The organism is Isorropodon fossajaponicum endosymbiont JTNG4 (assembly GCF_016592615.1).
GTDB lineage: Bacteria > Pseudomonadota > Gammaproteobacteria > PS1 > Pseudothioglobaceae > Ruthia.
Genome location: NZ_AP013043.1, coordinates 479,507 through 503,621 on the forward strand (window position 1 = coordinate 479,507; position 24,115 = coordinate 503,621).

General features: G+C 37.7%; 25 protein-coding genes and 2 pseudogenes. 20 read left to right on the forward strand and 7 right to left on the reverse strand.

Annotation, left to right across the window (positions count from 1 at the left end; translation table 11 throughout):
• The first annotated feature begins 4 nt into the window (after positions 1–4).
• Together CVFO_RS02780 and CVFO_RS02785 are read left to right on the forward strand one after the other, a co-directional pair.
• Positions 5–688, forward strand: coding sequence for a tetratricopeptide repeat protein (locus tag CVFO_RS02780; protein ID WP_201340086.1), 684 nt, complete (start codon positions 5–7; stop codon positions 686–688).
• Position 689: 1 nt separating this feature from the next.
• Positions 690–1,979, forward strand: coding sequence for an aminodeoxychorismate synthase component I (locus CVFO_RS02785; RefSeq protein ID WP_201340087.1), 1,290 nt, complete (start codon positions 690–692; stop codon positions 1,977–1,979).
• 44 nt (positions 1,980–2,023) lie between these two features.
• On the opposite strand, the pseudogene CVFO_RS02790 reads toward CVFO_RS02785, so the two are convergent.
• The 4 genes and pseudogenes from CVFO_RS02790 to rplS all read right to left on the reverse strand — a co-directional run bounded on the left by CVFO_RS02790 (position 2,024) and on the right by rplS (position 5,292).
• Positions 2,024–3,130 (reverse strand): annotated as a pseudogene (locus CVFO_RS02790) (IS3 family transposase).
• Positions 3,131–3,294: 164 nt separating this feature from the next.
• Positions 3,295–3,667: pseudogene (locus CVFO_RS02795) on the reverse strand (transposase); the annotation flags it as partial.
• A gap of 315 nt (positions 3,668–3,982) precedes the next feature.
• Positions 3,983–4,864 (reverse strand): site-specific tyrosine recombinase XerD, encoded by an 882-nt coding sequence (gene xerD, locus CVFO_RS02800; protein WP_201340089.1) that lies wholly within the window; start codon positions 4,862–4,864, stop codon positions 3,983–3,985.
• Positions 4,865–4,938: 74 nt separating this feature from the next.
• A complete protein-coding gene (rplS, locus tag CVFO_RS02805; RefSeq protein WP_201340090.1) occupies positions 4,939–5,292 on the reverse strand; it encodes a 50S ribosomal protein L19 in 354 nt (117 codons plus the stop codon).
• Positions 5,293–5,461: 169 nt separating this feature from the next.
• Between rplS and CVFO_RS02810 the strand changes: the two genes are divergently transcribed.
• From CVFO_RS02810 to CVFO_RS02880, 15 genes are all read left to right on the forward strand, one after another.
• Positions 5,462–6,895 (forward strand): glutamate synthase subunit beta, encoded by a 1,434-nt coding sequence (locus tag CVFO_RS02810; protein ID WP_201340091.1) that lies wholly within the window; start codon positions 5,462–5,464, stop codon positions 6,893–6,895.
• 256 nt (positions 6,896–7,151) lie between these two features.
• A complete protein-coding gene (gene dsrA, locus CVFO_RS02815; protein ID WP_201340092.1) occupies positions 7,152–8,453 on the forward strand; it encodes a dissimilatory-type sulfite reductase subunit alpha in 1,302 nt (433 codons plus the stop codon).
• A gap of 73 nt (positions 8,454–8,526) precedes the next feature.
• Entirely contained in the window at positions 8,527–9,600 is a 1,074-nt protein-coding gene (gene dsrB / locus CVFO_RS02820) for a dissimilatory-type sulfite reductase subunit beta (protein ID WP_201340093.1), read from the forward strand.
• Between the two features lie 12 nt (positions 9,601–9,612).
• Entirely contained in the window at positions 9,613–10,014 is a 402-nt protein-coding gene (gene tusD, locus CVFO_RS02825) for a sulfurtransferase complex subunit TusD (RefSeq protein WP_201340094.1), read from the forward strand.
• Position 10,015: 1 nt separating this feature from the next.
• Positions 10,016–10,420, forward strand: a complete 405-nt coding sequence (tusC, locus tag CVFO_RS02830) for a sulfurtransferase complex subunit TusC (RefSeq protein WP_201340095.1) — start codon at positions 10,016–10,018, stop codon at positions 10,418–10,420.
• Positions 10,421–10,432: 12 nt separating this feature from the next.
• Positions 10,433–10,729 carry a sulfurtransferase complex subunit TusB gene (gene tusB / locus CVFO_RS02835; RefSeq protein WP_201340096.1) on the forward strand — a complete coding sequence of 99 codons (297 nt, stop codon included), beginning with the start codon at positions 10,433–10,435 and terminating at the stop codon, positions 10,727–10,729.
• A 26-nt stretch (positions 10,730–10,755) separates the two neighbouring features.
• Positions 10,756–11,079: a TusE/DsrC/DsvC family sulfur relay protein gene (locus tag CVFO_RS02840; protein WP_201340097.1), complete on the forward strand. Its 324-nt coding sequence runs from the start codon at positions 10,756–10,758 to the stop codon at positions 11,077–11,079.
• 75 nt (positions 11,080–11,154) lie between these two features.
• Positions 11,155–11,928, forward strand: coding sequence for a respiratory nitrate reductase subunit gamma (locus tag CVFO_RS02845; protein WP_201340098.1), 774 nt, complete (start codon positions 11,155–11,157; stop codon positions 11,926–11,928).
• A 1-nt stretch (position 11,929) separates the two neighbouring features.
• Positions 11,930–13,531, forward strand: a complete 1,602-nt coding sequence (dsrK, locus tag CVFO_RS02850; RefSeq protein WP_201340387.1) for a sulfate reduction electron transfer complex DsrMKJOP subunit DsrK — start codon at positions 11,930–11,932, stop codon at positions 13,529–13,531.
• Between the two features lie 21 nt (positions 13,532–13,552).
• A complete protein-coding gene (locus tag CVFO_RS02855; RefSeq protein ID WP_201340099.1) occupies positions 13,553–15,517 on the forward strand; it encodes an NAD(P)-binding protein in 1,965 nt (654 codons plus the stop codon).
• Between the two features lie 29 nt (positions 15,518–15,546).
• Positions 15,547–15,930, forward strand: coding sequence for a sulfur reduction protein DsrJ (locus tag CVFO_RS02860; protein WP_201340100.1), 384 nt, complete (start codon positions 15,547–15,549; stop codon positions 15,928–15,930).
• On the forward strand, positions 15,927–16,658 hold the full coding sequence (gene dsrO / locus CVFO_RS02865) for a sulfate reduction electron transfer complex DsrMKJOP subunit DsrO (RefSeq protein ID WP_201340101.1): 732 nt from the start codon (positions 15,927–15,929) through the stop codon (positions 16,656–16,658). Before CVFO_RS02860 ends, dsrO begins: the two co-directional genes overlap by 4 nt.
• Positions 16,659–16,683: 25 nt before the next feature.
• A complete protein-coding gene (gene nrfD / locus CVFO_RS02870; protein ID WP_201340102.1) occupies positions 16,684–17,886 on the forward strand; it encodes an NrfD/PsrC family molybdoenzyme membrane anchor subunit in 1,203 nt (400 codons plus the stop codon).
• Between the two features lie 24 nt (positions 17,887–17,910).
• The gene (locus tag CVFO_RS02875; protein WP_201340388.1) at positions 17,911–19,275 is read left to right on the forward strand and encodes a cobyrinic acid a,c-diamide synthase CobB; all 1,365 of its coding nucleotides are present in this window, start codon (positions 17,911–17,913) and stop codon (positions 19,273–19,275) included.
• Entirely contained in the window at positions 19,272–19,613 is a 342-nt protein-coding gene (locus CVFO_RS02880; RefSeq protein ID WP_201340103.1) for a HesB/IscA family protein, read from the forward strand. Before CVFO_RS02875 ends, CVFO_RS02880 begins: the two co-directional genes overlap by 4 nt.
• 12 nt (positions 19,614–19,625) lie before the next feature.
• Here the strand turns inward: CVFO_RS02880 and CVFO_RS02885 are convergent, their stop codons facing one another.
• The 3 genes from CVFO_RS02885 to CVFO_RS02895 all read right to left on the reverse strand — a co-directional run bounded on the left by CVFO_RS02885 (position 19,626) and on the right by CVFO_RS02895 (position 22,230).
• Positions 19,626–20,756, reverse strand: coding sequence for an N-acetylmuramoyl-L-alanine amidase family protein (locus tag CVFO_RS02885; protein ID WP_201340104.1), 1,131 nt, complete (start codon positions 20,754–20,756; stop codon positions 19,626–19,628).
• 68 nt (positions 20,757–20,824) lie between these two features.
• Entirely contained in the window at positions 20,825–21,292 is a 468-nt protein-coding gene (tsaE, locus tag CVFO_RS02890; protein ID WP_201340105.1) for a tRNA (adenosine(37)-N6)-threonylcarbamoyltransferase complex ATPase subunit type 1 TsaE, read from the reverse strand.
• Entirely contained in the window at positions 21,277–22,230 is a 954-nt protein-coding gene (locus tag CVFO_RS02895) for a calcium/sodium antiporter (protein WP_201340106.1), read from the reverse strand. The genes tsaE and CVFO_RS02895 overlap by 16 nt, the downstream gene beginning before the upstream one ends.
• Positions 22,231–22,290: 60 nt before the next feature.
• Between CVFO_RS02895 and CVFO_RS02900 the strand changes: the two genes are divergently transcribed.
• From CVFO_RS02900 to CVFO_RS02910, 3 genes are read left to right on the forward strand one after another with little or no spacing between them, the layout of a single operon-like run.
• Positions 22,291–22,884, forward strand: coding sequence for a hypothetical protein (locus tag CVFO_RS02900; RefSeq protein WP_201340107.1), 594 nt, complete (start codon positions 22,291–22,293; stop codon positions 22,882–22,884).
• 3 nt (positions 22,885–22,887) lie between these two features.
• Positions 22,888–23,634: a uroporphyrinogen-III synthase gene (locus CVFO_RS02905; RefSeq protein ID WP_201340108.1), complete on the forward strand. Its 747-nt coding sequence runs from the start codon at positions 22,888–22,890 to the stop codon at positions 23,632–23,634.
• 36 nt (positions 23,635–23,670) lie between these two features.
• Positions 23,671–24,114 carry a hypothetical protein gene (locus CVFO_RS02910; RefSeq protein ID WP_201340109.1) on the forward strand — a complete coding sequence of 148 codons (444 nt, stop codon included), beginning with the start codon at positions 23,671–23,673 and terminating at the stop codon, positions 24,112–24,114.
• The last annotated feature ends 1 nt before the right edge of the window (position 24,115 follow it).

The window sequence follows — 24,115 nt, forward strand, 5'->3', positions numbered from 1 at the left end:
ATTAATGCACCACCTTAGTTTGATTGCTTTTTTAAGTATTTTTGCTTGGCAGCCTGTCAGTGCAGGCATTAATACAGACAAGGTGGTGATGGGTCACAATCAAAAAACAAAGCGCTTGTTGGTGCGTAAAAACAAAGCCTTGTTGGGCAAAATTGAGCTTTTAGAGCAACAACAAAAAATAAGCACTGGAAAAATCAAAGAGCTGTTTAACTTAATCACTTATCAAAAATCCAGTGCCACCATTGTAAAAACCACGCTCAGAGTCAGAGAGCATGATCAAAAAGCCAAGCGCATTTATACGCAAGCGCGCAGCTTATTAGTGACGGATCAATACGACCAAGCCATTAAATTGTTTAAACAATATTTAGCTACTTATCCGAATAATAATCACACCTCAGATGTGCACTATTGGTTAGCCAAATCTTATTTAGCTAAAGATGATTTTTACAATGCTAGAAATACTTTTGTTACATTTCAACAACAAAACCCATTGCACTATAAGTTTTCAAACTCTTTGTTTGAGTTGGCTAAAGTATATATAGAACTTAACCAACAAGACAAGGCACGTGGCTTGTTAAGCACAATGCTGGTTAAATTCCCCTCGCATAAAGCAATTAATAGAGCTAAACAACTGCTGAACAAAATCATCACCCCTAAGCCAAAGATAAATAAATTAATCATCAATTAAAGTGAAGGTTCTATCCATTCCTGATGTTGCTTTAGAGGCGCTATCTTACGCCAATCCTGCGCGTTATCCATTTTTGCTAGAAAGTGTTAATCACAATGCTAACAATCATTTTTCGATATTATTTGCACACCCTGACAAACAAATTGTACTAAACCACTTAGAAGAGTTTGATTTTTTAGACAAACTCACTGCCAGTATTGACACGCCACTTATTTACAGCGACTTACCCTTTACTGGCGGTTGGTTTGTATATTTGTCTTATGAATTAATTGGGCAAATAGAGCCGACTTTAAGGCGCATAATGCACACCAGTGGTCAGCCTATTGCTATTGCTGTGCAAATCCCCACAGCCATTGTTATTGACCATGCCAATCATCAAACTTATTTACTAGACCAATTCGCCAACCAACACAGAATAAACCAAGTATTGGCAGATATTGAGCAATTAAAAACCATACCTGAACACAAATTAGCAGGCATTTTATCCTCTGAAGAGGAGGTTAAATTTTTATCAGGCGTGGCAAAGAGTCGTGAGTACATTAAAGCAGGGGATGTTTTTCAAGTCAATCTTTCAAGACAGTGGCAATACCACTTAACCAATGACATTGCTCCAGCCCAAATTTACCAAGCATTAAAAAAAACCAATCCTGCACCATTTTCTGCACTAGCGCAATTCCAAACGTTTAGTATTATTTCCTCCTCTCCCGAGCGCCTATTTAGCATAGATGGTAACGTCATACAAACCAGACCCATTGCAGGCACTCACCCACGTGGCACAGGCAGTGAAGACAAACACCTTAAACAACAACTCATTAATCACCCTAAAGAACGAGCAGAGCATATTATGCTGCTTGATTTAGAGCGTAATGATTTAGGCAGGGTGTGCGAATACGGCAGTATCAAAGTTGATGAAATTATGAGACTGGAAAGCTATCCCTTTGTGCACCATATTGTTTCAAACATCAAAGGTAAAATCAAGCCACATACCACCATTAAGCACCTAATCAGTGCATTATTTCCAGGCGGCACCATCACTGGCTGCCCTAAAATTCGTTGTATGCAAATTATTCAAGAACTTGAACAGATGCCGCGCCAAGCCTATACAGGATCGCTGGGTTATATTAGTAGTAACGGAAAAATGGATTTTAACATTCTTATTCGTACCATTAGTAAACAAGATAATCTATTAACTTTAAGGGCAGGGGCAGGCATTGTGTTTGACTCTATTGCCAAACAAGAATTGCAAGAAACCAAGCATAAAGCCAAGGGCATGCTTCAGATTTTTGTATAACATTTGAATTCAAACTGCAATGCTCTAACCTACTTGGACACATTTCAAGCCGCTTTTTTCAATTCAGCCATCTTTTGAGCAGGTGTTAAATACCCAATCGCTGAATGAATCCTTTTGTAATTATACAAGTAGATATAACCCTCTACATTTTGCACGACTTCACTATGATTTGCAAAACTTTGATAATTTAATCTCTCAGTCTTCAGACTTCTAAAGAAACGCTCCATGACCGCATTATCCCAACAATTACCTCGCCTGCTCATGCTTTGAGTAATGTTGTTCTTGTTGCAATAATCAATAAAAACTTTAGAAGAGTATTGAGTCCCTTGATCAGAGTGGAACATGTGTTTATTTGTATTGGGCTGGTGTCTAGACACAGCATTACTAAGCGCATCCTTTGCCAACTGAGCATTAGGCTGTTTTGACAATGCCCAACCAACAACTTGTCTTGAGCCTAAATCCAACACACTGGCTAAATAACTCCCACCTTGATAGGTTTTGATATAGGTAATATCACCAACCCAATGCGTATTAATTGATTGCTGCTCAAACACACGATTTAATAGGTTTTTTGCCTTTTTAAACATCAATCTAGTATTAGGGTAATAATGACGCTTTCTTGGGCGTATGGCAACTACATTGGCTTTTTTCATTAGCGTTGCAGTTTGGTAAATACCAATGTTATAACCTTGGTTATTCAAAACTACTCGCATTCTGCGTTTGCCATAGGTGTATCCAACTTCAATAGCAGTTTGTTTGATTAATTTAATCATAGCGTTGGTGTTGTTGTTTACTCGCTTATCTTTGACTTGATAGTAATAACTACTGCGAGGAAGTTTGAGTAATGCTCATAATTCTTTAGTATTGTATTGTTGGCAAGCCTTGTTTATCTTGATAATCATATCACTTGGTGATTGTCCACAGCGAACAAGGCTGTTGCCTTTTTTAAGATTTCATTGTCCCTTTGTGCGCGCCAAAGTTGTTTCTCAAGCAGTTGTATTGTTTGTTGTTCAGAAGTCAGCGCTTTGCCTGACTCTGGTGTTTGTCCACCAAGCTCTGCTAGGTATTGTTTTCTCCATCTGCTAACTGCTGAGGAGCAAGCTCCTGATATTATCATGATTTTTTTTATTGGTGTAATTCTCATGCACCATGAGTTTGGCATAATCTAGTGTTCCCCCCTCAAGGGGGTATTGAACAGAATGTTCAACGGTAAAAGTCACTCGTTGTTTTCTTGATTTATATTGTGTCATTACTGACCTCCTTATGGTTTGTATTATAAGGCTATCTTTGTGTCCAATAAAATTAGACTATTGCAATCACGGGTACCTATGCCTTTGGCATATAGGCTTAATATCTGACTATCAAAAGCACCCAATCGGCGTTTGACCTTTTTCAATAATTAAAGGTTCAAAGCTACCTCTGCGGTCTCTTGGGATAGCAAGTTCAACTTCACCATGATTGCCTTTGACGGTTTTAGGGTAATAGCCATTACGAGCATTGCTGTCTGTATTAAGCTCGCTGCTATTTTGCCCATATTTTGGATAACCAAGATGATGTTCCATCTCAGCACCTAATGCTGCTTCAATGGTCATTTTAACCAGTGAAGCAGCCAGATCTGCTAAATCATCTTGGGTGTGGATGTCTTTGGCAAGTTCATCAGCAAAAGCACGGAGCTTTTTCTGGTTGATGCCTGTGTTGTTAAGTTGCTTTTTTTTGTTTCTTGGTATTGTGTTACTTTTGAATACAATCTCTATGTCATCATCAAAGAAAATGACAGCAATGATTCGCAGCCAAGCTAAAACAGTATCATCAGTCATATTTGATTAACATCTCCCTGATAATATCTTTATTATTGCCAATTTTAACGCCTTATATTGCTATTGTTTTTTTTTGCAACTTATTTGTATGCTTTTCTTTTACAAGAAAGAGCATTAATAATGGCACCATTTAGCCAAACTAATTAAGGAGGCAAAGGCTTCCCTTAGTTAGTCTTATTAAGACATCTATCCTCTAGGGTGATGCTTGCTGTGTTGTGATTTAAGTTGGGTGTTTTGAATGTGGGTGTAGATTTGTGTGCTAGAAATGTCACTATGTCCGAGCATTAATTGCACACTACGTAAGTCTGCCCCTTTTTGTACAAGGTGTGTGGCAAAAGCATGGCGCAGTGTATGTGGCGATAAGGGTTTGTTAATACCTGCTTTGATGGCGTAGCCTTTGATGATGTAGAAGAAATTTTGTCGGCTCATATTGCTGCCACGATTGCTTAGAAAATAACCATCAGTTTGACCATTTTTTAATAAAAATGGTCTTGCGTTTTTTTCGTAATTTGCCAAGCAATCCATTGCCATTTCACCCATGGGTAAAAGGCGCTCTTTGTTGCCCTTGCCACGAATTCGAATATATTCATCAGCTAGATTAATATGGTGATAACTCAGATTAATCAACTCCGAGACACGCAGTCCACAAGCATATAAAAGTTCTAACATGGCCTGGTCACGTAATCCAAAAATAGTCTTGTGATCAGGTGCATTAAGCAGTCTTTCAACCTCATTAACATTTAAAAAAACAGGTAGTTTTTGTGCTCGTTTAGGGTGGTGTAATTTATCAGTCGGATTTTTTTTAATGACTTTTTGTTTCATTAAGTATTGGTAAAAAATACGTAAACAGGTGAGTATTCTGGCTTGTGTGGCAGCACTCATAGATGCTGATTGACGCTCATTAAAGTACTGATTGATATGTGTATTACTAATATCAGCGAGTGGTTTGTTGACCCATTTTGAAAATAAATTAAGGTCAGAACGATAAGCCGATAGCGTATTTTTTCTAGCACCTGATGAAAGCCAGTAGTTGTCTAAAAATTGGTCAATGAGTATTGAATTATCCATTAATAAATTATGACAGATAATGGCTTATAAAAAATGCCGGTAAAAACCGACATTTTTTATCAAAAGAAATTCGTTTATTTTTTAAGCTGAAGTTTTTCTTTAATTCTAGCTTTCTTACCAGTAAGGCCACGAAGATAATAAAGTTTGGCTTGACGAACTTTACCGCGACGCTTTACTTCAATTGAATCAATCATTTTTGAGTGGGTTTGAAACACTCTTTCAACACCTTCGCCATGAGAAATCTTTCTGACTGTGAATGCTGAACCGATGCCTCGGTTTTTCTTAGCAATAACAACACCTTCAAACGCTTGTAATCTTTCACGCTCACCTTCACGTACTTTTACTTGTACAACAATAGTATCGCCTGATGAGAATGAAGGCAAGTCTGTTCTTAGCTGTTCGCTCTCAATTTGATCAATTAAATTCATTTGAGTGTTCCCTTGAATAAACTTTCATAAAAAAAGAAACAATTGTACCGTTATTTTGAACAATGAACAAGACAAGAATGTCATATAATTTTATCTAGTTTTTGAATGGTGCAATTTTACGAGAAATATGGCATAATCTTTTAGATTTATATTTGAGTATTTGTTTGTCATGGGAAAGGTAACTGGCTTTAAAGAATTTGATAGAAAAACTGAGGCTTATCGCCCTGTGGATTTGCGTATTAAAGATTATGGCGAGATTTTTACAACGTATCATGACAAGGCTCATCTTCAAGAGCAAGGTGCAAGATGTATGGATTGTGGCGTACCTTTTTGCCAGTCAGAAAATGGCTGTCCGGTTGATAATCTAATTCCAGAGTTTAACGATTTAATTTATCATAATAAATGGCAAGAAGCACTAGCACGTTTATTAAAAACCAACAATTTTCCAGAATTTACAGGTCGGGTTTGTCCAGCACCTTGTGAAGGCTCTTGCGTATTGGGTATTAATAATCCTGCAGTTGCGATTAAGAATATTGAGCAAGCTATTATTGACAAAGGTTTTGACAAAGGCTGGGTGAAGCCCTATACAGTTGAGTATAGAACGGGTAAAAAAATTGCTATTATTGGTTCTGGGCCTGCAGGTTTAGCAGCGGCAGACGAGTTAAATAAAATTGGTCATAGTGTTACTATATTTGAGCGCGATGATCGCATTGGTGGCTTATTAATGTATGGCATTCCGAGTATGAAACTTGGTAAAGATGTGGTTGATCGTCGTGTTAAATTAATGCAAGATTCAGGGGTTGAATTTATAACCAATGTTGATGTCGGCAAAGACATTGCTACCACACAATTACAACAAGATTTTGATGCACTTGTGTTCACCACAGGTGCAAGTAAAGCACGTGATTTATTGGTGGATAATCGCCAAGTACAAGGTGTGCATTTGGCGATGGAATACCTAGCTAAAAACACCAAAAGTTTGTTAGATACTGGACGTGCAGACGAATCAGATTTATCCGCCAAAGGCAAAGATGTGATTGTGATTGGTGGTGGCGATACAGGCACAGATTGTATTGGCACAGCACTACGTCAAGGTGCAAAATCGATTGTGAATTTTGAATTAATGGGCAAACCGCCAGTTGAGCGTGCGTCAAACAATCCTTGGCCACTATGGCCACTGACTTATCGCGTGGATTATGGACACGCTGAAGTGACAAAAATATTTGGCAAAGATCCAAGGCGATATCATTTAATGACTCAATCATTTATCAAAGATGATCAAGGCGCTGTCATTGGTTTAAAAACGGTTAATGTTGATTTTAAAGACGGGCAGTTAACCCAAATTGATGGCAGTGAGAAAACCTGGCATACACAATTAGTTTTATTATCAATGGGCTTTGTATCTCCTGAACATTATCTAAGTGATGATGCCAACATTGAGCTTGATGAACGCGGCAATTATAGGGCCAAATACGGCCAATATGCAACGTCACAAAAAGGCATTTTTACTGCTGGAGATTGTCGTCGTGGACAATCGTTAGTTGTATGGGCTATTAATGAAGGTCGTGGTGTTGCTGCTAAAGTTAATGAGTATTTAGCATGAAATACTTACTAAATATTACTTTTAATAGTTGCGATTGGCATTACTAATGCCAATATTGCCCCTGCATTAATAGGCATTGGCTTTATTATTATTGCTTTGATTCTCAAAAAATAAAACCAATCTATCCCCTAAGGGATAGTAGTTAGTACCACTAATAAACGCTGGTATTTTCTTTCATTTAAGTATAATTTATTTCGTTCACATCTTCTTTTGGAAAAAGCTAAGGGGATTTACTTAAACATACTGGAGAGATAAAATGGCAGAGTTATATAACACACCCAACCTTGATGAGTTGGAAAATGGTCCATGGCCTTCGTTCGTTACAGGTCTTAAAAGATTAGCAAGTGATAGTCATGCTGGTGCTGAAATGGCACGTGACGTATTAGGCACGCTAGAAACTTCATATGTCACTAAAAAAGGCTACTGGAAAGGTGGTACAGTTGGTGTTATTGGTTATGGCGGGGGTATTATTCCACGTTTTAACGAATTAAAAAACGAAGACGGTACTTATAAGTTCCCTGCAGCGGGAGAGTTTCACACTTTACGCATTCAACCACCAGCAGGTATGCACTACACATCAACTTTATTAAGAGACATGTGTGATATGTTTGTAGATAACGGCGGTTCTGGTTTGATTGCATTTCATGGTCAATCAGGCGATATCATGCTACAAGGTGCGACTGAAGAGACAACACAGACTATTTTTAATACATTTAATGATTATGGTTTTGACTTGGGTGGTGCTGGTCCTGCAGTGCGTACAGGCATGTCTTGTGTCGGTGCTTCACGTTGTGAGATGTCAAATGTTAATGAGCAAGCGGTTTTGCGTACCTTGGTTAATGCATTTTTAGATGACATGCATCGTCCAGCATTACCATACAAAATGAAATTCAAAGTATCAGGTTGTGCAAACGATTGTATGAATACAGTTCAACGTGCTGACTTTGCAGTTATTGGTACTTGGAGAGACGATATTAAAGTTAATCAAGACCTCTGGAAAGCGATGGTTGCAGACAAAGGTCGTAGTTATGTTATTGATAACATAACTTCTCGCTGTCCTACTAGTGCGATGACACTTAATGAAGATGATTCAATCACAATTGATAACAAGAACTGCGTTAGATGTATGCATTGTTTAAATGTTACCAGTCCTTTAACTCATAAATATATTGCTAAAGGTGATGTAGAGCCTATCTTAGCAACAGGTGATGACAAAGGCGTGATGATTATCATGGGTGGTAAGCGTACGCTTAAGATTGGTGATTTGTTTGGTTCAGTGGTTGTGCCATTTATGAAAATGGATACTGCAGATGATTTTGAAGCGATTGAAGATTTAGCAGGTGAAGTGATTGATTTCTTTGCTGAAAACGCACTAGAGCATGAAAGAACCGGTGAAATGATTGAACGTATTGGTGTGGTTAATTTCCTTGAAGGTATTGGTCTTAATGTAGACCCTAACATGGTTAATTCTACACGTACTTCATCTTATGTTCGTATGGATACATGGGACGAAGAGGCGGTTAAGTGGTTTGAAAATAAAGCAGAGGCAAGCGCATAAGCAACCTCGTTTAAATAACAATTTTTAAGGTGAGCATAAATCTTACCTAACTTTATATACTAGGAGAAATAAAATGGCTGAAGCACCAAGAATGCCTATCGAATCAGGTTGCCCTGATCCTATTCAATACATGCACCCGACGATGCGTCGTAACTACGGACAGTGGGCTTATCACGACCGTCCTCGTCCAGGTGTATTACACCACACTTCAAAAAATAATGAAGAAGTTTGGACAGTTCGCTGTGGCACTGCGCGTCAAATGGATGTTTATACCATTAGAAAATTAGCTGATATTGCTGATGAATTTGCAGATGGCTTTGTTCGTTTTACCATACGCTCTAATGTTGAGTACATGGTAGCTGATGGCACAAAAGTTGAACCGTTAATTGTGGCGTTAACTGAAGCAGGTTTTCCTGTAGGTGGCACAGGTCCATCGGTAACTATGATTTCACACACCCAAGGTTGGTTGCATTGTGATATTCCAGGTACAGACGCCTCGGGTATTGTGAAGTCACTCATGGATGAATTGCATGAGGAATTTACTAGAGAAGAGATGCCTAATCGTGTGCACATGACCACTTCTTGTTGTCAAATTAACTGTGGTGGTCAAGGTGATATCGCACTTAATATTCAACACACTAAACCACCTAAAATCAATCATGATTTAGTGGCTAATGTGTGTGAGCGTCCAACTGTTGTTGCGCGTTGTCCAGTTGCCGCGATTCGTCCTGCGATGGTTAATGGCAAGCCAACATTGGAAGTTGATGAGAAGAAATGTATCTGTTGTGGTGCGTGTTTTCCACCATGTCCGCCGATGCAAATCAATGATCCTGAGCATTCTAAAATTGCTTTATGGATTGGTGGTAAGAGCTCAAATGCGAGATCTAAGCCTTCGTTTCATAAATTAGTTGCTTCTAATTTACCCAACAACCCACCAAGATGGCCAGAAGTTGGTGCTGTGGTTAAGAATATCTTATCTGTTTATAAAGACGATGCTCGTGATTGGGAAAGAATGGGCGAATGGGTTGATCGTATTGGTTGGCCAGCGTTTTTTGAAAAAACAGGCTTACCGTTTACTAAATTCCATATCAATGATTGGAAAGGTACGCGTCATGAGTTGAATTCTTCTGCACATATTCGTTTCTAAATATCGATTATTATGAAGATTTCTATTCAAATTAACGAAGGGCCGTATCAGCATCAAGCATCTGATACGGCGTATCAATTTGCTAAAGCAGCGATTGAAAAAGGCCATGAAATTTTTCGTGTATTTTTCTATCATGATGGTGTGAATAATGCATCACGCTTTACATTGCCACCACAAGATGATCGCAATGTTATTAATCAGTGGGCAGAGTTAGGCATTAAGAACGCCGATGGCGAGCCTGAACTTGTTGTGTGTATAGCAGCAGCACTTCGTCGCGGTATGCTAGATGAATCTGAGGCGAGTAAGAATGGTATTGATGGTAATAACCTTCACCCAGCGTTTCGCATTTCTGGCTTAGGTCAGTTGATTGAAGCGGGCATTCAGTCCGATCGTTTAGTGGTATTTGGAGATTAAAATGGCAACTAAGAAATTTATGTATTTAAATCGCCGTTCTTCATTTGGTACGGTGTATGCAATTGAATCGTTAGAAGTGGTGTTAATTGCTGCAGCATTTGAACAAGATGTCTCTTTAGCTTTTATTGATGATGGCGTATACCAAATTGTTGAAGGGCAAAATGCCGACGGCATTGGCATGAGGAATTTTTCTAAAACTTTCCATGCATTGGGTGATTATGACATTAATAAGCTTTATGTATCAGCAGAATCTTTAGAAGAAAGAGGATTAAGTGCAGATGATTTAATGCCTTTAGTGTATGAAGATGAAGACGATGATTGGGCAGAAAAACCAAGCGTTAAAGTGGTTTCTAATGTTGAGCTTTCAAAAATTATGTCTGAACAAGACGTATGTCTAAGTTTCTAAGGGGGATTGAATATGTTACACACTGTTAATAAATCATCTTTCGAACGAAATTCACTCAAATCTTGCCTTAATACAATTGATGACACAAGTGTTATTTTATTAATTGAAGATGGTGTTATTTCTGCTGCGAAAAATACTAACTCACCAATGATTGCTGACCTTGCCGCTCAAGGTAGAGTTTATGCGCTTCAAGGTGACGTTGAAGCAAGAGGAATCTCTTCAAAACTTGCCGATAATATCAAATTAGTTGATTATGCAGGCTTTGTTGATTTGGTTGTTGAACATGGAACTGCGGTTTCTTGGGTTTAACTTAAATTTTTATATAGGAGTAAAAAATGGCTGATATTTTAGGCGCAGAAGTAGATGAGGAAGGTTTCTTGGTAGATTTGGGCGATTGGACCAAAGAAATTGCTGAGCAAATGGCAAAGGATGACGATGTTGATTTAAGCGACGAGCATTGGGATGTAATTAATTTCTTACGTGATTATTTTGAAGAGTACCAAATTGCACCTGCAGTGCGCGTATTAACCAAAGCAATCGCTAAAAGAATGGGTAAAGACAAAGGTAACTCTAAATATTTGTACTCTTTGTTTCCATATGGTCCTGGTAAGCAAGGTTGTCGTTTCGCTGGATTGCCAAAACCAACTGGCTGTATTTAAGTCAATACAAGCAATAAAAACACCTGCTTTAGTGGGTGTTTTTTTAATATTTTAACCATTTAATTTGAGAGAAATATGTCTGTAATAAGCATTTTTTTTACCGCTTTATTTTATATTTCATTAATTGTATTTCTTGTAGGAATGGCGAGAAAAATTTATCAATTTTGGATAACTCCAGCTCCCCTTAAAATTCCTACTGCGCCAACCCCATTAACACAAACAGGTGTGGTTATGCGCATGATGCGTGAGGTGGTTTTATTTGAAAGTCTGTTCAAATCAAATAAATGGATCTGGTTATTTGGCTGGTTGTTTCATTTCGGCCTATTATTGGTTTTAATTCGCCATATACGTTATTTTTGGCCAGATGACTTACCCGATATCTTTTTATTAACCCAGCCATTTAAGTATGCTGCTTTTGCCATGGTGATTGGTCTTGTTGGGCTTATGTTACGCCGTATTTTTGTTGAACGTATTCGTTATATTTCAGCACCGAGTGATTATTTAATGTTAATTATGTTACTCATTATTGGCGTGAGTGGCGCTGTGATGACATTTACCAGCAATCATACAGACATTATTATGGTCAAGGAATTTGCCTCAGGATTAGTCAGTTTTAATTGGGCAAACCTACCAACAGAGGTGCATTTTTTAGTACATATTTTCTTGGTATTTGTGCTGATGGCAATTTTCCCAATTTCTAAATTATTACACGTTCCAGGTATTTTCTTTAGTCCAACACTAAATCAGGTGGACGATGCTCGCTTAAAGCGCCATATTTCACCTTGGGCACTCAAGCAAGAACAAGAACATGCAACACGACTAGAACAAACTTTAGGTAAGGATGAATAATATGGCAAAAGGATTTGACATTCCAGTATTACCCACTTATCTTGAAATTCCTGAGTTAAAAGAAGGTATTATGGATGGCGAGGGTCCGTTCAAATCCGTACAAGAATTTCAAAATCCATTAGGCTTTCCTGGTGAAAAAGTAGACAATTGGCAGCAAGTTGCTATTGATAAAATGGGCGAACTTAAGTCTAAATATCGCTCTGTACAAGTGTTTTTAGATTCGTGTGTTAAATGTGGCGCTTGTACTGATAAGTGTCATTACTTTTTGGGCTCTTCAGATCCGAAAAATATGCCAGTTGCACGCCAAGATTTATTTAGAAGTGTGTATCGTCGCCATTTTACCTTTGCAGGTAAATACTTCCCTAAATTGGTAGGCGCTAAAGAATTAGACGATGATATGTTGGATGATTGGTATAACTATTTTCATCAGTGTTCACAATGTCGTCGCTGCTCAGTATTTTGTCCATACGGCATTGACACAGCTGAAATTTCAATGGCAGCTCGCGAAGTGATGGATGCGGTTGGCATAGGTCAAAAATATTGTAATCAAATTTTAGGCAAAGCTTTAACCATTGGTAATAACTTAGGCTTGCCTGAGCCTGCTTTGCGTGATACATTGCTTGATCTTGAAGAAGAAATTGAAGAAGAAACAGGCGGAGTTGCTGTTAAATACCCCTTAGACCAAAAAGGGGCAGAAATTTTATTAATTACCCCATCGGCAGACTTTTTTGCTGAACCTCATATTGATGGTTTAATCGGTTATGGTAAGGTATTTCATCAAGACGGTGTTAGTTGGACGCTAAGTTCATATGCCTCTGAAGGTGCAAACTTTGGTATGTTTATTGGCTCTTATGATGTGATGCGTAAGGCTGCTTTGCGTATTCGCAAGGCTGCACTTGATTTAGAAGTGTCACGGGTTATGGTGGGTGAGTGTGGACATGCCTGGCGTGTTGCTTATAGTTTTTGGAATACTCTAACGGGCGTAGGGGCGGGGGCTACTGATGAATTTGCTCAAAAATTACAAGACCAATTAGATCATCGTTATCCGCAACCACAACATATTATTGAATACACTCATGACTTAATTCAAAGAGGTAAATTATCTTTTGATAAATCTGCTAATGATGATCGCACGGTTACTTTTCATGATTCATGCAATGTTGCCCGTGCAACCAATATGGGTGGCATTCCAGGTGGTCAATTTATTTTGCCACGTGACGTTATTAAAGCTGTGTGTAATAATTATGTTGATATGGAGCGTAGCACAATTAAGGAGGCTACTTTTTGTTGCGGTGGCGGTGGTGGCTTATTAACAGACGATTTAATGGAAATTCGTGTGAAAGGTGCAATGCCAAGAATGCAAGCACTGAAAGCGGTTGCGAAAGATAACGGCGTTAATACACTGGCTGCTATTTGTGCCATTTGCAAGTCGCAATTTTCTAAAGTACTACCTAAATTTGATTTTGACCCATACATGATTGTGAGTGTTCACCAGTTAGTGAGTGAAGCAATTATTATGGATAAGCCACAAATAGCAGTCAAAAAGGACCAGCCACAAACTAATACTGATGATGTCACACTGGCAGAAACAGCAGAAACTTAAACGAATATAAGGAGATTTGATATGCAAAAGAACCCATATGGCGTACCAACTAAGGGCGACAATCACACATTCAGATTATACACCGATGATGGTGATGAGCTAAAAACAGTGCCATGGAGTCAAAAGATTTTTAAAGAAGACACCTCTCACAAGTGTCCTACTTATGTTACTCAAACACCACCTTGTCAAGGTTCATGCCCTTCAGGGCATAATATTCGTGGTTGGTTAGATATTGTCCGCGGTATGGAGAAGCCTTCTGGCGACTTATCTTGGCAAGAGTACGCATTTCAACGTTCTACAGATTCAAATCCATTTCCATCAGTGATGGGTCGTGTTTGTCCAGCCCCTTGTGAAGATGGTTGTAATCGTAATGAAGTTGAAGATACGGTCGGTATTAATGCGGTTGAGCAGTTTATTGGCGATAATGCAAAAGTTGAAGGTTATACATTTAAAGTTGATGCTAAAGATACAGGCAAAAAAGTTGCCATTATTGGTGGCGGTTGTGGTGGTTTGGCAGCAGCACTTAAATTACGTCGTCAAGGTCACAGCGTAACTGTATTTGAAAAATACGACCAATTAGGTGGCATGATGATGTACGGTATTCCTGATTATCGTGTACCACGCGATGTGTTGTCTTATGAGATTGATCGTATTATCAGTACAGGCGTTGAAACTAGAATGAACACCAAAGTTGGTGTTGACGTTACTATTGACGAATTAGAAAAAGAATTTGATGCTATTTTATTTGCAATGGGTGCTATGAGTGGCCGCACGTTGCCTGTTCCAGGTGGCGAAGCAACAAATTGTGTTTCTGGTGTTGCTTTCCTTGAAGCGTACAACCAAGGTCGTTTGAAGCATATTACAGGTAAGGTAATTTGTATTGGTGGTGGTGATACTTCAATTGACGTTGTATCCGTTGCGCGTCGTTTGGGTAATATTAGTAATGTTGCTGAAAAAGACCGTCCTGAACATATTATCTTTAGTGATACGGCGCATGATGTGGTTAATACTTCTAAGCGCTTAGGTGCAGATGTATTATTAACAACACGTTCTACTGTTGAAAACATGCCAGCAGCACAAGAAGAAATTGATGATGCAACTCGTGAAGGTGTTGAAATTCAAGGTCAGTTGCAACCTATTGAAGTAATTATAGGAAAGGATGGTCGTGCAACTGCACTACGTATGATTCGTTTAGAAGAAGATGGAAACACGCCAATTGAAGGCTCTGAGTTTGATATTGAGTGCGAGTTGATTGTTTCTGCCATTGGTCAAGGTGTTGATTCTGAAGGCATGGACACTTCCTTTTTTAATGAACATGGATTTATTAACGCAGATAAGAACTATCAAGTGCCTAACAAACCAGGCTTCTTTGTTTGTGGTGATGTGGTTCGTCCACACTTATTAACAACTGCTATTGGTCAAGCATCAATTGCTGCTGAAAGTATTGGTGATTATCTTCTGGGCTCTGATCAGCACACTCGTCCTAAGGTTGATGTTAGTTATTTTGATTTAATGGATAAGTTAAAAGAATGGGATCTTTCTCCTGAATCTTATGAGCAAGGTTCTGATGTTGCAGCTGCAACAGATACTGCTGATTTTGCGGTGCATAATTATGAAGATAGGGCTTTTGCCTCTATCATCCCACATACGGAATTATTCTTAGGTCATTTTGATCATGAACAACGCAATCAACGCAATCACAAATTAGTGGATGTTGATAACGTACTGGGTAATTTTGATGAGCGCTTAGTTGGCTACACTGAAGAGGAGGTTCAAAAAGAAGCAGCCCGTTGCATGTCCTGTGGCTTGTGTTTTGAGTGTGATAACTGCATTATGTATTGTCCTCAAGATGCGGTTTTTAAAGTGAAAAAAGACAAAGCAACGCTAGGTAGATATGTTGATACTGATTACAATAAGTGTATTGGCTGTCATATTTGTGCTGATGTTTGCCCGACTGGTTATATTCAAATGGGTCTTGGTGAGTAATTCGATTTAATCTAAGCGGAATAAAAATTATGAATCGTTTGTTGGTTGTTTTTTTAAGTTTGTTGGTAGGTAGCGTTTTTGCGCATACTAACGAACATGCTAATCTCGGTGAGCAGGCCAGTTCTATTAAGGCATCTGGCAAAGTATTTCATGAGAGTGTTTCGATTATTCGAAAAATGCATCCTGAATTTTTACGCCATAAGCGTGATAAAACTTTGCGCCAAGGTGTGCGAACGGATGAATATTCCTTAAAAGGTTGTGTGTCGTGCCATGCCAATAAAAATAAGACAAACAACCAGTACCATTCAGTTGATAAGAAAGGTCAATTTTGTTCAGATTGTCATGAACAAGTCGGTGTTAGTCTTGATTGCTTTAGTTGTCACCGCACGATACCAAAGGAAGGTTTATTATGAGTAAAACATTAAATCGTCGCGATTTTATCAAAACCACGAGTGCAACAACGATTGGTGTTGCTACCGTTGCTAGTGGCATTACCTTAACAACGTTCGCCGACACTAATAAAACACCCGTGACTAATGAAAAACGCTGGGGCATGTTAATTGACACTAATAAGTTAAGCGAAGTTGATATTGATGGCATGGTTAGCGCTTGTCAAAAAGAGCAGGGCTGGGGTTCAGAGGTGCACTCAACAGGCAGTCAAAAACCAGGCTGGATTAAAAAACTAAAAGTTAAAGACAAAGCTACTGGTAGGATTAGCAATCTTGCACTGATGTGCCAACATTGTGAAGAGCCGCCTTGCGTTGATGTCTGTCCAACAAATGCCTCTATGAAACGTGAAGATGGGATTGTATTGGTAGATAAGCATTTATGTATTGGTTGTCGTTATTGCATGATGGCTTGCCCGTATGATGCTCGCTCGTTTGTACATGAGACACTAAGCAATCAAAAAGAACACATGCCTCGCGGTAAAGGTACTGTTGAGTCTTGTACGATGTGTGTACACAAGGTTGACAAAGGTGGGATACCTGCTTGTGTTGCAAGTGCCAACAGCGATGCTGTTATTTTTGGTGATTTGTATGACGCGTCAAGCAAAATTAATCAAACCTTGAAAACGGTTCAATCTGCACAAATCAGGGCGGATCTTAATTTAAATACTGGCGTGCGTTATAGTGGTCTTTAAATAATAAATTTAATTTGGGAATTTTATGAGTAATATTCGTTTTGAGCAAATTGAAGGAAAAAGCCTAGGGTTTTATGCGCTAATTGCAGGGCTGGGAATTTTAATTTTGGCTGCACTAGGTAGTGTGTATTATATGGAACACTATGGGCATTTTGTGACTGGTATGAACAATCGTATTGTATGGGGTATGCCACATGTGTTTGCCTTGTTTTTGATAGTAGCAGCGAGTGGTGCGCTAAACGTGGCTTCCATCTCTTCTGTGTTTAATAAAAAACTATATAAACCTTTATCTCGCTTATCTGGTTTGGTTGCGTTGTCATTATTAGCCGGTGGTTTGATGGTGTTAGTGCTTGATTTAGGTCGCCCAGATCGTTTGATTGTTGCCATGACTGAATATAATTTTAAATCAATTTTTGCTTGGAATATTATTTTATATAATGGTTTTTTTGTGGTGGTTGCTGTTTATTTGTGGATGATGTTTGAACGTCGCATGAATAGATTTAGCCGTAAAGCTGGCTTAGTCGCTTTTGCTTGGCGCTTAATTTTAACCACGGGCACAGGTTCTATTTTTGGGTTTTTAGTTGCTAAACAGGCTTATGATGCCGTTATTATGGCACCTATGTTTATCATTATGTCTTTTGCGTTTGGTTTGGCATTTTTTATCCTTATTTTAATGGCAAGTTACCAGTGGACTAACAGACCTTTAGGGAATGTTGTGATTAATCGTTTAAGCAACCTTTTAGGTGTGTTTATCGCAGTAGTAATGTATTTTGTAGCTGTATATCATTTGGGTAATTTGTATTTAGCAGAAAATACGGGTGTTGAAAACTTCATTCTTTTTGATGGTGGTATTTATACAAAATTATTTTGGTATGGGCAAATTATTTTAGGTGGTTTTATTCCAATGGCATTGATTTATCATCCTGCCACTAAAGGCAACCGTTCAATGTTAGGCTTGGCTTCTGTGTTGATTATTATTGGTGGACTTATTCAACTGTATGTTATTATTATTGGTGGTCAGGCTTATCCAATGGAATTATTCCCAGGTAAAGAAATTTTAGAAGGTTATGGCGGTGTTGCTCAGTATTCAGCTTCATTACCAGAGATTTCTCTTGGTATTGGTGGTGTTGCTTTGGCAATCATTGCAGTGACATTCTTAGTTAAATTCTTAGCATTCTTGCCAGAGAGTCTGGCAGATGATGTGGCTAATCCACACCATAAAGGCTAATTTGAATTTATAATGGGGCAGATAATGCCTTCATCATTTTACTTATCTGCTGCTCATAAATCCTCAGGCAAAACTGTTGTTAGTTTGGGATTGTGTGCTGCATTTAAACAACAATCTTTAAAGGTTCAAGCCTTTAAAAAAGGGCCTGATTATATTGACCCTATTTGGCTTACTCAAGCCAGTGGCAACCCTTGCTATAATCTAGATTTTTACAACATGACTGATGATGAAATCATTCAATTGTATAACAATCAAAGTGTCAATAGTGACCTTGCTATTATTGAAGGCAATAAAGGTTTGTTTGATGGCATGAGTGTTACTGGTGGTGATGCCAACGCTGATCTTGCTAAATTGTTAAATATTCCTGTGGTATTAGTGATTGACAGTACAGGTATTACTCGTGGCGTTGCACCCCTACTTAGTGGCTATCAGGCGTTTGATAAAAATATAGATATTGCTGGGGTTATCCTTAATAAAGTAGCTAGTGAGCGTCATCAGTCAAAATTGATTCAAGCCATTGAATATTACACTGATATTCCTGTGTTAGGCTGTGTGCGTCGCTCTAAAGCACTGGTGATTGATGAGCGTCATTTGGGTTTAATGCCTGCCAATGAAACGCCACAATCGCAAACTTTTATCAAAAAAGTTGCCAGTATTATTGCTGATCAAGTTGACCTTAATGCATTAAAGAATCTGAATTATATTAAGCTCAATAAGCAAATTATTAACACTAATATAATTAAGGAAGAAATCACAGTTGCTATTGCTAAAGATAGCGCATTTGGTTTTTATTACCAAGATGATTTGGATAAATTTGAGTCGTTAGGTGTTGGTATAAAATATTTTGACACGCTTAAAGATAATAATTTGCCAGTATGTGATGGGTTATTTATCGGTGGCGGTTTTCCAGAAATGCAACTTAAAGCGTTAAATACTAATCAACACTTACTAGAAGATATTAAAACCAAAATAGAGCAAAGCCTGCCAACGTACGTGGAATGTGGTGGCTTGATGTATTTAACCAACAGTATTACCTATAATAAACAAACCTATCCAATGGTAGGTGTGATTGATGCAGATACGCACATGACATCCAAACCTGTTGGCAGGGGTTATGTTGAGTTGGCACCAACCGATGAGCATTGCTGGTCTGGCGTGTCTAAGCGTATTTATGCGCACGAGTTTCACTATTCAAAGCTTAAAAATCTTAATACCAATACACGCTATGCTTTTAAGGTTTTGCGCGGCGTGGGTGTGGATAATAAATTCGATGGCATTATTAAGCACAACCTTTTAGCTTCGTATACACACTTACGCAATGTGGCAGGTAATACGTGGGTTGTGCAATTTGTTAACTTTATAAGTAAGATTAAAAAGCAAAAACCATGATTACAATTACAAAAAAAGCAGCGGATGAAATTATTTTATCAACCCATAATCCAGAAACACAAGGGCTGTTTATTCGCTTTGCTGTTGATAAAACTGATGAGGGTTTCCAATATTTAATGGGTTTTGATGATCGCAATGACAGCGATATTCATCTTGAGTCTAATAGCATTGAGTACATTCTTGCTTATGAGCAAAAAGCACTACTTGAAGGCATGGTGGTGGATTTTGACCAAATAGACAAAGACAGCGATTATCACTTTGTGTTTATGAATCCAAACGATCCAAACTACGAGCCACCAAAAGAGGAGTATGCACCTAATAAATCAAATAAAAAATAGATTGCCAAAGCTTTATTTGTAATAATCTAGGATACCTTGATAAATTGCATTGGCAATCTTATCTTGTTCTTTTGAATTGTTAAGTCGTTTCTCCTCTTCAGGATTAGAAATAAATGCAGTTTCAACTAATACAGAAGGAATTAAAGGTGTTTTTAAGACAACAAAGTTTGCCTTTTGCGGTGTCTTTTTATGTAGATGACCAATTCTACTCATGTACTTGAGAATTTTAAACCCTAGTTTTTGGCTTTGAATGTCTCGGTCTTTTCTAGAAAAACCCCATAAAATTTTATTTAAGTATTGATCTTCTTTAATTAACGCCTCCTTAATAATGCCAAATTGGTCAACTGTGTTTTGTGATTTTTCTAAATCTCTAGCAAATTTGGTTGAACCGCCACGCTCTGACAAGGTATAAACTGAAGCGCCTCTAGCGCCTGTACGTTTGACTGAATCAGCGTGAATTGAAATAAATAGCGAAGCGTGACTGGCTTGGGCAATACGAATGCGCTTAGTCAAACCAACATAATAATCCCCTCGCCTAGTAAGGATGGCTTTCATGCCTCGGGTTCGGTTGATTTCTTTTGCCAATTTTTTAGCAATTTTCAAGGTAATGTGTTTTTCTTTTGAATGCCGATAACCCACTGCACCTGAGTCTTCGCCACCATGACCTGCATCAATTAGAATGATTTTTGTTATATTTTTAACCTTACTTGGTTGTTTGATTGCCTGTTTATTAGACTTTGTACGTGGTTTAATCGTTGCGGGTTTTTTATCCATTAAATCCACAACCAAACGATGGTGTCGATATCGATTATTTGGCTTTAAGGTATAACTTTTAATGTGATAATTTTTAGCAGTTTTGAACGTAAATATCAATGTGTTTTTGTCACGTTTAATGCGTGTTTTTCTAATGCGTTGATCTTGATAAAAGAGCTTTTTATAAGTTCGATTAAGTAATTTTGCATTCTTAATTTTTAAAACAACTTGATTTTTCTGTCCATTAATCGAAAATCTAACGTTTGGCTCAATATCAATAACAATTCTGGTTCGCTCAGGCGATGTCCAAAAACGAAAGTCAAATAACGTGGTTTTATTGTCTGCATAAACATTGCCTAATAATAAAGAGAATAAGACGAATAAATGCATCTTTCCAATAAACAAAGAAGGTTTTGTTTGCTTATTAAATTGAGAGAGCCTGTATTTGAGATTTTTTATTAATTGATACATGTGAGTAGCTGACTTCCAACTTGTGTATGTGTGGTAATGTCTAGTTCACGCTTATCAAAATCATCAGTAATTTTAATGATCATATCTGCTGGCGCAATCATGCCTTTGCCTAACTCTGCCCATTCAATCAGTTGAATGTGACCGGGTACTAAATATTCGCGAATACCAATATATTCCAGCTCTTGTGCATCGCTTAATCGATAACAGTCAAAGTGGTGGATGTTGACTTTATCATTAACATAACTTTCTACCAGAGAGTAGGTAGGGCTTTTAACTCGCTCAAACCCATAAAACTGAATAAATCCTCTAGCTAGAGTGGTTTTTCCAACCCCTAAATCACCTTCTAAATAAATAACTATGCAATTATCAACCAACTGAGCGCACTGAGCTAATTGATGTGCAAAATCATAAGTCTCAGACTCGCCGTGAAGGGTTAATTTCAAAATAATTGCCACATGTAAAGACCAAACACCCCAATAAGGACAAACCCTCCAAAACGATTAATAATGTGTTTTTTGTTAAATTTATAAGAGACAACAAGTAATAATATAGTCAATAATAACATGACTGGGTAGTCTCTATTAATAACTTCTACTGGCACATCTGACGGATGAATTAACCCTGGTATGGCCAATACTACAATGGTATTAAATAAATTAGAACCGATGACATTGCCTACCACCATTGCATATTGTTTTTTCAAAACACTTGTGATTGATACTGCTAGTTCTGGCAAGCTGGTACCTAGTGCCACCACGCTAAGCCCAATAATTAAATCTGAAACACCAAATATTTTAGCCACTTCCACCCCGCCCCAAACCACAAGCTTCGCGCTAGAGACCAAAACCACCAAACCCACAATCAACATTACCCAAGTTTTTTTAACCTGAGTTTTACTCACATTGTGTTCAAATTCATCAAATTCATGATGTGTTTTATTTTTTGCTTGCCTAAAGGTGTAAGCAAAAAATAAAACCAATAAAGACAATAAAATCATGCCATCTGTAAAACCAAGACGGTAATCCCATAATAATAGCCCCGCACAAAGTGTGGCAATCATTAAAAATAGCCATTCTTTTTTTAAAATATCCCCGTGTACTTCAATTGGGCTAATAATTGCACTAATGCCTAATACTAGGGCAATATTGAAAATATTAGAACCAATGGCATTGCCAATACTAAGCCCTGTATTGCCCTCTATAGCAGCAAGTGCTGACACTAACATTTCAGGTACACTGGTGCCAAATCCGAAGATAATTAATCCAATAATGAGTGGCGATATCTTAAAGATATTGGCAATTTTTGCCCCATTTTCAGTGAATTCATCTGCACTCCAAATTAAAAGTACAAATCCTGATAATAAGGCAATAATTGGTAGTAGAATATCCGGCATAATTAATAAAGAGATCTTTGTATAAAACTTTCACTTATTATAAAAGACATATAAACCCAAATGAACAAAACAGAATTCTTAATTGGTCGTAGTGGCTTAGATTTACTTGATGATTTTTACCCTGATGATTTGCCTAATGAATGGCGTTTTGATTATTACTCAACCTTATTCAAAGCTTTGGCTTTAAAAATTGATACTGAAGAAGATCTTGAGCAAATATTTACAGAGTTAGAAGATTCCGATGAAGTGTTTGAATTAGTTATATCTATTGAACAGGCGCAGTTATTAGATGCGGCTCAATTGGCATCAAAGCTTAAACCAATTTATCAATATCGGTCTCAATTTAACTTATTTTTTGAACTTGATGAACAACCAAGTGATAAAGTAATGTCGATATTAAGTGATTACCAAGTATGTCTCCAGTCTAATAAAAAACTAAAACTTGATTTAAATACTAAGTTAATCGCAAATAAACATTTGTATTTTAATCAATTACCTATTCTTTACACTTCTAACGTTTGGGATGAAAAGCAAATTCGGGATTTTTTACAAGACATATCGCTTATTAACACCAAAACTGTACTTATTTGCAAACATGCAGAAAGTGAAACGTTGAATAAAATACGAATTATTGCCGAAATACTAGGGTTTTAGTTGGTGAATGTATTACTAACTAGACCACTTTTACAAGTAAAAGAACTACAATCTATGGTGCTTAAAAGTGGCAATAAGCCACTTTTGTTTCCAACGTTAAAGCTTAATCCTATTGATGCCAAAGCAGAAAAAAGTCATTATGATGTGGTTATTTTTATTAGTACCAATGCTGTTGAACACGGCTTAAAAATTCTTAAAACAATGAGTTATCATCAGATTTTTGCAGTGGGTAGTACTACCGCCAGAAAATTAAGCGAGAATGACACAAGGATTGACGACTTTCCTAGAGAAAATGCTTCCAGTGAAACGCTTTTAGCGCTTGATAGTGTGAAGTACTTGCATCATAAAACGATTTTAATTTTTAGAGGTAGAGGCGGTAGAGAAACCTTAAAGCAAGGCCTAATTAAGCAAGATAATCAAGTTGAATACGTTGAAGTGTATGAGCGTGTGAGTCATGATATTAACGCTCTACATCGTCAATCACTTGATGAACTGTTATCAAGCAATGAAGGTATTATTAACATTACCAGCATAGACAGCATGAAATCACTAGTAGAAATATCCAGCCAAATTCTTGATATTAGTAAGCTTAAAAAATATTTATTAGTGGTTTTAAGTGACAGAATAAAAACTTATGTTAATTCAATCGGGTTTGATAAAGTATTGGTCACGCCGAATACTAATGATAATGGTATTATTTCAGTATTAACAAATCTTAATACACTTGACAAACCAGTAAAACCTAGTTAATTTATCAGCTATCTTTGATGGCTTTTGGAGGATGATGTGATTAAATTAAGCGTTTCACAAGCAGCACGTAAACTTGGGGTGAGTCGCACTCAAATTCAAGCACAAATCAATTCGGGCAAGCTGCAAACCCATGAGGGCTACGTAACAACGGATAGTATTAGGTTGGCCTATCCTAAAATAAGCTTGCATTCAGAGCAAGATAAACACATACAAAAAATGCAACAAATCAAAGCTGATGCTATGTTTAAAGCTGGTGCGGTCGATACTGCCAAACAAGAAAATGAACAAATGTTAATCAGCATCATCACCTCGCTCAAATCTAAGCTTTATAAAGAAGGGCTAAGGAATGAGCATTATGTGATGGTATTTGAAGAACTAGGTAGTCGCTTAGATATGCTTGAGAAGTGCTGCCATGCTCAAGACAAAGAACCCTTACATAAACTTCAGTATTGGGTTAAAAACCAATCTAATTTAAATTAGA

Bases quoted from the DNA above. Each gene is read 5' to 3' on its own strand.
- CVFO_RS02780 (WP_201340086.1), top strand. From the start codon at position 5: ATGCACCACCTTAGTTTGATTGCTTTTTTAAGTATTTTTGCTTGGCAG.
- xerD (WP_201340089.1), bottom strand. From the start codon at position 4,864: ATGGATAATTCAATACTCATTGACCAATTTTTAGACAACTACTGGCTT.
- rplS (WP_201340090.1), bottom strand. From the start codon at position 5,292: ATGAATTTAATTGATCAAATTGAGAGCGAACAGCTAAGAACAGACTTG.
- CVFO_RS02810 (WP_201340091.1), top strand. From the start codon at position 5,462: ATGGGAAAGGTAACTGGCTTTAAAGAATTTGATAGAAAAACTGAGGCT.
- dsrA (WP_201340092.1), top strand. From the start codon at position 7,152: ATGGCAGAGTTATATAACACACCCAACCTTGATGAGTTGGAAAATGGT.
- dsrB (WP_201340093.1), top strand. From the start codon at position 8,527: ATGGCTGAAGCACCAAGAATGCCTATCGAATCAGGTTGCCCTGATCCT.
- tusD (WP_201340094.1), top strand. From the start codon at position 9,613: ATGAAGATTTCTATTCAAATTAACGAAGGGCCGTATCAGCATCAAGCA.
- tusC (WP_201340095.1), top strand. From the start codon at position 10,016: ATGGCAACTAAGAAATTTATGTATTTAAATCGCCGTTCTTCATTTGGT.
- tusB (WP_201340096.1), top strand. From the start codon at position 10,433: ATGTTACACACTGTTAATAAATCATCTTTCGAACGAAATTCACTCAAA.
- CVFO_RS02840 (WP_201340097.1), top strand. From the start codon at position 10,756: ATGGCTGATATTTTAGGCGCAGAAGTAGATGAGGAAGGTTTCTTGGTA.
- CVFO_RS02845 (WP_201340098.1), top strand. From the start codon at position 11,155: ATGTCTGTAATAAGCATTTTTTTTACCGCTTTATTTTATATTTCATTA.
- dsrK (WP_201340387.1), top strand. From the start codon at position 11,930: ATGGCAAAAGGATTTGACATTCCAGTATTACCCACTTATCTTGAAATT.
- CVFO_RS02855 (WP_201340099.1), top strand. From the start codon at position 13,553: ATGCAAAAGAACCCATATGGCGTACCAACTAAGGGCGACAATCACACA.
- CVFO_RS02860 (WP_201340100.1), top strand. From the start codon at position 15,547: ATGAATCGTTTGTTGGTTGTTTTTTTAAGTTTGTTGGTAGGTAGCGTT.
- dsrO (WP_201340101.1), top strand. From the start codon at position 15,927: ATGAGTAAAACATTAAATCGTCGCGATTTTATCAAAACCACGAGTGCA.
- nrfD (WP_201340102.1), top strand. From the start codon at position 16,684: ATGAGTAATATTCGTTTTGAGCAAATTGAAGGAAAAAGCCTAGGGTTT.
- CVFO_RS02875 (WP_201340388.1), top strand. From the start codon at position 17,911: ATGCCTTCATCATTTTACTTATCTGCTGCTCATAAATCCTCAGGCAAA.
- CVFO_RS02880 (WP_201340103.1), top strand. From the start codon at position 19,272: ATGATTACAATTACAAAAAAAGCAGCGGATGAAATTATTTTATCAACC.
- CVFO_RS02885 (WP_201340104.1), bottom strand. From the start codon at position 20,756: ATGCATTTATTCGTCTTATTCTCTTTATTATTAGGCAATGTTTATGCA.
- CVFO_RS02895 (WP_201340106.1), bottom strand. From the start codon at position 22,230: ATGCCGGATATTCTACTACCAATTATTGCCTTATTATCAGGATTTGTA.
- CVFO_RS02900 (WP_201340107.1), top strand. From the start codon at position 22,291: ATGAACAAAACAGAATTCTTAATTGGTCGTAGTGGCTTAGATTTACTT.